This window comes from Dermacoccus sp. UBA1591 (assembly GCF_002322065.1).
Classification (GTDB): domain Bacteria; phylum Actinomycetota; class Actinomycetes; order Actinomycetales; family Dermatophilaceae; genus Dermacoccus; species Dermacoccus nishinomiyaensis.
In genome coordinates this window covers 1-8,645 of record NZ_DCNR01000044.1, presented here as the reverse complement: position 1 = coordinate 8,645, position 8,645 = coordinate 1, and the positions used below count along the sequence as shown (strand labels likewise).

Annotated in this window: 8 protein-coding genes; 5 read left to right on the top strand and 3 right to left on the bottom strand. The window is 69.2% G+C overall.

Annotation, left to right across the window (positions count from 1 at the left end; all coding sequences use genetic code 11):
* Window positions 1-142: 142 nt before the first annotated feature.
* Window positions 143-1,870, bottom strand: coding sequence for a glycerol-3-phosphate dehydrogenase/oxidase (locus B2284_RS04805; protein WP_006946713.1), 1,728 nt, complete (start codon window positions 1,868-1,870; stop codon window positions 143-145).
* A gap of 336 nt (window positions 1,871-2,206) precedes the next feature.
* On the opposite strand from B2284_RS04805, the gene B2284_RS04800 reads away from it, so the two are divergent.
* The 5 genes from B2284_RS04800 (at window position 2,207) to B2284_RS04780 (ending at window position 6,647) form a co-directional block, all read left to right on the top strand.
* Complete coding sequence (locus B2284_RS04800; RefSeq protein WP_006946717.1) at window positions 2,207-2,344, top strand: hypothetical protein; 138 nt, start codon at window positions 2,207-2,209, stop codon at window positions 2,342-2,344.
* A 194-nt stretch (window positions 2,345-2,538) separates the two neighbouring features.
* Entirely contained in the window at window positions 2,539-3,264 is a 726-nt protein-coding gene (locus B2284_RS04795; protein WP_006946749.1) for an MIP/aquaporin family protein, read from the top strand.
* 58 nt (window positions 3,265-3,322) lie between these two features.
* Window positions 3,323-4,840 (top strand): glycerol kinase GlpK, encoded by a 1,518-nt coding sequence (gene glpK / locus B2284_RS04790; RefSeq protein ID WP_006946725.1) that lies wholly within the window; start codon window positions 3,323-3,325, stop codon window positions 4,838-4,840.
* Between the two features lie 118 nt (window positions 4,841-4,958).
* Window positions 4,959-5,762, top strand: coding sequence for a ParA family protein (locus B2284_RS04785; protein WP_074039769.1), 804 nt, complete (start codon window positions 4,959-4,961; stop codon window positions 5,760-5,762).
* A 249-nt stretch (window positions 5,763-6,011) separates the two neighbouring features.
* On the top strand, window positions 6,012-6,647 hold the full coding sequence (locus B2284_RS04780; protein ID WP_074039770.1) for an RNA polymerase sigma factor: 636 nt from the start codon (window positions 6,012-6,014) through the stop codon (window positions 6,645-6,647).
* Between the two features lie 486 nt (window positions 6,648-7,133).
* Here B2284_RS04780 and B2284_RS04775 read toward each other — a convergent pair whose 3' ends face one another.
* Both B2284_RS04775 and B2284_RS04770 read right to left on the bottom strand, forming a co-directional pair.
* Window positions 7,134-7,535 (bottom strand): hypothetical protein, encoded by a 402-nt coding sequence (locus B2284_RS04775; RefSeq protein ID WP_286697260.1) that lies wholly within the window; start codon window positions 7,533-7,535, stop codon window positions 7,134-7,136.
* Between the two features lie 358 nt (window positions 7,536-7,893).
* On the bottom strand, window positions 7,894-8,529 hold the full coding sequence (locus B2284_RS04770) for a nucleoside/nucleotide kinase family protein (protein ID WP_136788569.1): 636 nt from the start codon (window positions 8,527-8,529) through the stop codon (window positions 7,894-7,896).
* Window positions 8,530-8,645 lie beyond the last annotated feature (116 nt).

Sequence of the window (8,645 nt, the reverse complement as noted above, 5' to 3'; positions counted from 1 at the left end):
CCGTGTGGGGAAGACGTGACGCCGCGTCGTCCCACTCGGCGTAGAACTGCACCGAGTGGGGAGAACCCCGACACGCGACGTCCCACTTGCTGCGCATCTGCGACAAGTGGGACGCGTGGTCGGCGCTCCTGCGGACGGGCCGTCAGCGGGTGGCGACGACCTTGCGCAGCTGCGGGCGCGGGTCCGGAGCGGACAGGCGGGCCGCGTCGGATGCCTCGTCGGTGTCGAGCTCCTGCGACTTCACCTCGGCAGCGACCCGCTCGGTGTACGACTCGACCTCGGCGTCGCGCTGCTCCTGCGTCCAGCCCAGGATCGGCGCGATGATGTCGGCGACCTCGGCGGCCGCGTCGACGCCGCGGTGCTTCGTCTCGATCGACATGCGCGTGCGGCGCGCGAGGACGTCCTCGAGGTGCATCGCACCTTCGTCCGTGACGGCGTACGCGATCTCGCAGCGCAGGTACTCGTCGGCGTTCGTGACGGGCTCGAGCAGCGACTCGTCGTCCTTCGACAGGGCGAGCACGTCGTACAGCTTCGAGCCGTAACGGTTGAGCAGGTGCTCGATGCGCCACTCGGGCAGGCCCGACTCGGCGGCGATCTCGTGCTTGAGGTTGAGCATCGCGGCGTAACCGTCGGCGCCGACGAGCGGCGTCACCTCCGTCACCGACTCCTTGATCGGGCCGAGGTCCTGGGCCGCGGCGTCGACGGCGTCGGCGGCCATGACGCGGTACGTCGTGTACTTGCCGCCGGCGATCGAGATGAGGCCCGGCTGCGGACGCGCGACGGCGTGCTCGCGCGACAGTGCGGAGGTGTCCTCGCTCTCGCCGGCGAGCAGCGGACGCAGACCGGCGAACACGCCGAGGATGTCGTCACGCGTCAGCGGCGAGGCGAGCACCGTGTTGACGTGCTCGAGGATGTAGTCGATGTCCTTGCTCGTCGCGGCGGGGTGCGCGACGTCGAGCGCCCAGTCGGTGTCGGTCGTGCCGATGAGCCACTGCTGGCCCCACGGGATGACGAACAGCACCGACTTCTCGGTGCGCAGGATCAGGCCGACCTCGCCGGCGATGCGGTCGCGCGGGACGAGGATGTGCACGCCCTTCGACGCGCGCACGCGGAAGCGGCCCTTGCCACCCGTCATCTTCTGGATGTCGTCGGTCCACACGCCCGTGCAGTTGATGACGACCTTGGCGCGCACGTCAGCCGTCTCGCCGGTCTCGACGTCGCGGATCTTCGCGCCGACGACACGGTCGGCCTCGGTGATGAGCGAGACGACCTCGGTCGAGTTGCGCACGATCGCGCCGTACTGCGCGGCGGTGCGGGCGACCGTCATCGTGTGACGTGCGTCGTCGGCCTGGCAGTCGTAGTAGCGGATCGAGCCGACCATCGCGTCGTTCTTGAGGCCGGGGAACATCTTCATCGTGCCGCTCTTCGTCAGGTGCTTCTGACGCGGGACGGAGCGGGCGCCGCCCATCTGGTCGTACATCGCGATACCGGTCGCGACGTACGGGCGCTCCCACGCGCGGTGCGACAGCGGGTACAGAAACGCGACGGGGTGGACGAGGTGCGGCGCGATGCGCGTCATCATGAGCTCGCGCTCCTTGAGCGCCTCGGCGACGAGCGCGAAGTTGAGCTGCTCGAGGTAGCGCAGGCCACCGTGGAATAGCTTAGAGCTGCGCGACGACGTGCCGCTCGCGAAGTCGCGGGCCTCGACGAGACCCGTGCGCAGACCGCGCGTGACGGCGTCGAGCGCAGTGCCGGCGCCGGTGACGCCACCACCGATGACGAGGACGTCGAGCTCACGCTCGGTGAGTTCGCGCCAGGACTCGGCGCGCGAGCTGGGGCCCAACTGTGCGCTGTACGGGTGCATGGTCATCGAAAACCTCCACTGCCGGGTCGAAGGCGCGTCGGAGATCGCCGAGCCGCGCCGATTCTCTGGTCTTCCTTCAGCTTAGACCCGCCTGTTCGTCCCCGATACCGCCTGCGGGGGTGTCATTCCTCACCGGACGGCGGCGCAGCTCGCCGGGCCGCGTGGGCCACGCCCTGCCACGTGGGCCTCTCCCGGCAGCGTGGGCCTCTCCCGGCAGCGTGGGCCGCGACGAACTGCGCGAGTCCGATCGACCTGGTGGGTGGTCGACGAGATCGGTTGAGGTGCCGCTGGCCCCGTGCGAGCATGGGCGCAGAAGTAGACACGATCTCGAGGAGCTGTCTCATGGAGCACGCCATCACGTGGGTCCTGTGGGCCGTCACCGCCGTCGTTCCCTTCCTGGGCCTGGCCTGGTGCCTCACGTCGCCGCCGGCCGAGGTGCGTCGCACGCCTGAGATCGCTGAGACCTCGCCCGAGCGCTGACGTCGTCCCCGGCTGTCCCGAGGCGTGGGAACCGCCCCGGCTGCTTGATCCCTTGCGCGTGCCAGGGCCACGATGACGGGTGTGACGCGGAACATGTCCCCGTCCGACCTGCCGGGGTGCGCCTGACGTAGGCTTCATCGGTAGCATGAGTGGTGGTCGTCACATGCCACCGTCGAACGTCGAGAAAGGCACCCATGAGCCTCGGTCAGGTCTTCGTCAGCGAACTTCTCGGGACGGCGATTCTCATCGTCCTGGGTGTCGGAGTGGTGGCCAACGTGCTGCTGCCCCGCAACGGAGGCTTCGGGGGAGGGCCTCTGATGATCAACATCGGGTGGGGCTTCGCCGTCTTCGCCGGTGTCTTCGCCTCGTACAAGTCGGGCGCGCACCTCAACCCGGCCGTCACTCTGGGCATCCTCGCCTCGGGGGCCGATGAGTACGCGAAGGGCGTCGACATCAGCGTCGCGTCGACCTTCGTGTATCTCGCGGCGCAGTTCATCGGCGGCTTCATCGGTGCCGTCGTCGTCTGGGCCGCCTACAAGAAGCAGTTCGACGATCACGAGGACGCCCCGACGAACGTCTTCTCGACGGCTCCCGCCGTGCGCGCGCCGTTCTGGAACGTCGTCACCGAGGTCGTCGGCACGTTCATCCTCGTCTTCACGATCCTCGCGTTCACGAAGACCCCGAGCCAGGCCGGCCCGCTCAACGTCGCGTTCCTCGTCGTCGCGATCGGCGTCAGCCTGGGTGGCCCGACGGGTTATGCCATCAACCCCGCCCGTGACCTCGCTCCGCGTCTCGCGCACTTCGTCCTGCCGATCCCGCGCAAGGACGACTCCAACTGGGGTTACGCCTGGGTGCCGGTCGTCGGCCCCGTCATCGGTGGTGTGCTCGCCGGTCTCGCCGCCCACGCCTACATCGGCTGACGCAGAAGCGCACACTGGACACCAGCAGCATCGAACACGGATCGCACGAGGAGTGAACATGGCTGACAAGGCAGAGAAGAAGTACGTCGCCGCCATCGACCAGGGCACGACGAGCACGCGCTGCATGATCTTCGACCATGACGGCGAGGTCGTCGCCGTCGCGCAGATGGAGCACCAGCAGGTCTTCCCGAAGGCGGGCTGGGTCGAGCACGACGCCCTCGAGATCTGGACGAACACGCGCAAGGTCTGTGCCGAGGCCCTCGCAAAGGGTGACCTCGACTCCGACGACATCGCCGCCGTCGGCATCACCAACCAGCGTGAGACGACGCTCGTGTGGGACAAGAACACCGGCAAGCCGGTCTACAACGCGATCGTCTGGCAGGACACGCGCACCGACGCGATCTGCAAGGAACTCGCCGGTGACGCAGGCAGCGAGAAGTACAAGGACGTGTGCGGTCTGCCGCTCGCGACGTACTTCGCCGGCCCGAAGGCCAAGTGGATCCTCGACAACGTCGACGGCGCCCGCGAGAAGGCCGAGAAGGGCGACCTGCTGTTCGGAACGATGGACACGTGGGTCATCTGGAACATGACGGGCGGGCCGAAGGGCGGCGTCCACGTCACCGACGTCACCAACGCCTCACGCACGATGCTGATGAACCTCGACACCCTCGAGTGGGACGAGGACATCGCGAAGGACATGGGCATCCCCATGTCGATGCTGCCTGAGATCCGCAGCAGCAGCGAGGTCTACGGCAAGGTGCGTCACCGCGGCATCCTCAAGGACGTGCCGATCTCCGGCGCGCTCGGCGACCAGCAGGCCGCGACGTTCGGCCAGGTCTGCTTCGAGCCCGGCACCGCGAAGAACACGTACGGCACGGGCAACTTCCTCATCCTCAACACGGGTGAGGAGAAGGTGATGAGCAAGAACGGCCTGCTCACGACCGTCTGCTACAAGATCGGCGACGAGAAGCCCGTCTATGCACTCGAGGGTTCGATCGCCGTCACCGGCTCGCTCGTGCAGTGGCTGCGTGACAACCTCAAGCTCATCAAGGACGCCAAGGAAGTCGAGAAGTACGCGAAGGAGGTCGACGACAACGGCGACGTCTACGTCGTCCCCGCCTTCTCCGGCCTGTTCGCGCCGCACTGGCGTAGCGACGCGCGCGGCGCCATCGTCGGCCTCACCCGCTTCGCGAACCGCGGCCACATCTGCCGCGCCGCCCTCGAGGCCGTCGCGTTCCAGAGCCAAGAGGTCGTCAAGGCAATGAACGCCGACTCCGGCGTCGACCTCACCGAGCTCAAGGTCGACGGCGGCATGGTCGTCAACGAGACACTCATGCAGTTCCAGAGCGACCTGCTCGACGTCGACGTCATCCGCCCGAAGATCAACGAGACAACCGCGCTCGGCGCCGCGTACGCCGCGGGGCTCGCCGTCGGGTTCTGGAAGGACCTCGACGACTTGCGCCGTCAGTGGGCCGAGAGCAAGCGTTGGGAGCCGTCGATGGACGACGCAGAGCGTCAGCGTCTGCTCAAGCGCTGGGGTCAGGCCGTCGAGCGCACGCTCGACTGGGCTGAGTGATCGCCCACCCCTGACCGACGACCGCACCCCCTGCCTCGGTGCAGGGGGGGCGGTCGTCGGTCGTCGCGGCGCGGTGAAACGTCCCCGGCGGGCGGCGTTGCTCGGTAAGGTTCGAGACATGTTCGTCGTCAGCGTGTGCAGCCTCAAGGGCGGGGTGGGCAAGACGTCCGTCGTGCTCGGCCTCGCCGCCGCAGCGCGGGCGAGGGGGCTGACGACGCTCGTCGTCGACCTCGATCCGCAGGGGGATGCGACGTACGCGTTGGGCGTCGACGCTCCCGGGGCCGTCAGTGCTGACGTGCTGGAGCGGCCGAAGCGCAAGGTGCTCGAGCGCGCCATCGTGCCGGCCGGCTGGCCGCGCGGCAACGCCGATCTGCACGTGCTGCCGAGTTCGGACGCGACGGCGAACCTCGACAGGCCCGACGCCGACGGCGAGCAGTTGCACACGCTGCGCACCGCGCTCGGCAAGCTCGACTACGACCTCGTTCTCATCGACGCGCCGCCGTCCCTGAGCGGCCTGACGCGCAGTGCGCTCGTCGCGAGCGACCGCGCCGTCGTCGTGACGGAGGCAGGTGCGTTCGCCGTCAACGCCGTGACGCGACTGTTCGCGGCGATCGACGAGATCCGCCGCACCGAGGCCGGCGGGTTGCAACCGCTCGGCATCGTCCTCAATCGGTACAAGCCGTCGATGGCGGAGCAGCGCGCGCAGCGGGCCGCGCTCGAGCGCGCGTTCGGCCCGCTCGTGCTCTCGCCGACGCTGCCCGATCGCGCGGTCGTCCCGAAGGCTCAGGGAGCACGCGCACCCCTCGACGCGATGTCCGGTGGCGCCGCGGCGCTCCAGGGCTTCGAGCTTCTCCTCGGACGCATCGAGCGAGCGTCGCGGCTGACGCGTCGCAGTGATCGGCGGGCGTCCGCGTCAGCATGACGCGTTTCTCATCGCCGACCCGCGCAACCCACATGGGTCTCATGCGTCTATACGGTCATGAACGGGGTGGACGGACGGCGCGTGGGGTGCGTGCCGAACGACAAGAGGATCGGCGAAGCTGCGCCACAATCCACCGCCATGACACCCTGTAGAGTCGGAACCTATGCATCGCTGAGCCCGGCGGGTTGCGCCCGCGCCCCGCGCCGAAGGGCGAGTCCACGCGCCCAACACGTGACGGGAGGAGACGCCATGACGTTGATCGTCGTGCCCATCCCCCTCCCCCCGTGGGCGATGACGGCCGGGGACGCGACCTCCCGTCGCGCGCGTCGCGACGCTGCGTCGTCCCGCCGCGATTCCGCGGCCGGCATGCCGGATGACGGCCACGGCGAACCCGAGGGTCTCGACCTCGACGAGCTCTACACGAACACCTACCACGACATGGTTCGGCTGGCGCGGCAGTTCGTCGACGACGTCGAGTCGGCGCAGGACGTCGTCCACGACGCGTTCCTGGGCCTGTACCGCAACCGTCACAACCTCGAATCGCCGGCGAACGCGCGCGCCTACCTGCGCACGGCCGTGATGAATCAGGCGCGCTCGGCGCTACGCCGTCGACGCACCGCGCGCGAACACATGGCCGTCGCCGAGCCCGAGACGGCACCCGGCTCCGACGAACCCGTCCTCCTCGCCGACGAGCACGCCGAGGTGCTGCGTCACCTCGACGCGTTGCCGGCGCGGATGAAAGAGGTGCTCGTCCTGCGTTACTGGGAGGGGCTCAGCGAGGCAGAGATCGCGAAGACCCTCGGCATCAGCACAGGAACCGTGAAATCGCAGGCTTCCCGCGCGATGAAGAAACTGACGGTATCCATGCGAGGCAACGATGGGTGAGTTGCGACCTGACGACTTCACCGCCTTCGAAGCGACGCTTCGAGAGGCGCTGTCGGCGCGGGCCCACACCGTCAGCCCCGCGACGCTCAACGTCGCGAAGATGGAAGCGCTGCGCGAAGCCCTGACGATGCCGCATGGGGCGGGAGGCTCCGGTTCTACGGGCTCGTCTGGTTCGTCCGGCGGCTCGGGTGGGTCCGGCGGTATCGGCGCGGGTGGCAGCGTGAGCACCTGGGCCGCAGGTGGACTCGTCCTCACCGCCGCAGCGTCGGCAGCGTTCGGCCTCGTCTACATGGGCAAGGATTCGGCGCGGTACGAGACGCGCACCGCTGCGTCCCAGACGAGCGCTGCCGGCTCGCAGGGCGCGCCGCCCACCTCCGGCGCGCCGTCCGCGACGCAGCCGACGGGCGCGGCGTCGTCCGAGGCGACGAATTCGTCTTCGGCGTCGGTGGCGTCGTCGACGGCAGGTACGTCCGATGTGTCGACGGCTCAGCTGGCGGCGAGCGATGCCGGCGCCAGCCGTTCACGAGCTAACGGCGCGACGTCGCTGCCGCCTGTGCCCGCGCGCTCGGTGGCGGCCGCGCCGAGCGCTGACGCCGTCCCGACGGTGCAGCCGACGAGCGCGCCGTCGACGCCCACCGGGCCGGGCACCGTCGTGGCCGACCCTCCGGCGACGAGCCATTCGACCACGAGTGACGTCCCCACCGCATCGTCGACGGCTGCCCCGACGACGAGCACCGTGCCGCCCGTGACGCCGACGTCACCGGTCCAGCCAACTTCGTCACGTCTCACGGCACCGACGACGAGCATCGTCGTTCCGCCGACGACAGCGGAACCGACATCACCGCAGCCGACGAGCCCGGAACCGACGTCGCCGACGACGAGCATCATCAACCCGCCGACGACGACGGAACCGACCTCGCCAGAAACGACGACTCCACAGCCGACAAGCCCGGAACCGACGTCGCCGCAGCCCACGTCGCCTGAGCCCAGTACGTCGACCGGCCCGACGACGCCCCCTGCGCCGGGGACAGGCTTTGATCCGGCGTGGGGTCGGGGGCTCCAGATCGGTCGATGGATGTGCTTCGATCCGGTCCGCGTCGGAGGTACGAACGCACCTGCCGGATGGCAGGTGCTCGACCTCCAGGAGATCCAGGTCATCTTCCCGTGGGCCCAGTTCCCGTGGGGTGCCACGGCGTGGTGCGCGCCCATGACCCTCGGCAGCGGAGGGTAACCGGCCGCGCTGTCGTCAGCCGGGGTCGACCATGGTGACGCCGGGTCGCTGCGAGTGTGCGCGGACGCGTTCGGCGTTGGTCTGATCCGGTCCGAGGGCGCGTCGTCGGGCGTCGGCCGGGTCGTTGCCGTACGACTCGTGGCGGGCCATGAGACGGGCCAGGCGTCGCTCGGCTGAGGGAGTGAGCATCCACGCCACGTCGAACAGCAGCGCCAGGCGGGCCCACGGCTCCTCGTCGAGCAGCACGTAATTGCCTTCGACGATGACGAGTTGTGTGTCGGCGGGCACCTCGATCGCGCCGGCCACCGCGTCTTCGATCTCTCGGCGGAACTCGGGGGCCCAGATCGTCGGATCGCCGGGTCGCTGGGCGTGGATGCGTTCGACGAGCGTGACGAAGCCGTGCGCGTCGAACGTCTCGGTCGCGCCCTTGACGTCCGTCATCGCCCGGCTTTCGAGGACGCTGTGCGCGAGGTGAAAGCCGTACATCGGCACGACGGCGGCCGTGACGCCGGCCTGGTCGGCGTCGAGCAGCAAGCGGGCGGCCGCCGTCGACTTCCCTGCGCCCGGCTCGCCGGCAAGACCGAGCAGGACGCGTGAGCCGCTCCGACAGTGTTCCATGACGGCGGCGCTGGCCTCGTCCAAGGGGATCATGCGGTCATTCCTCTCGTCTCGGCGCAGCCTACCGCCGGCCCTCAGGAAGAGCCCGTGCCCGAGCCTGCGCCCGTCCTCAACGGCGATTCCTGTCCCCATCTGCGAATTTCGTCCAC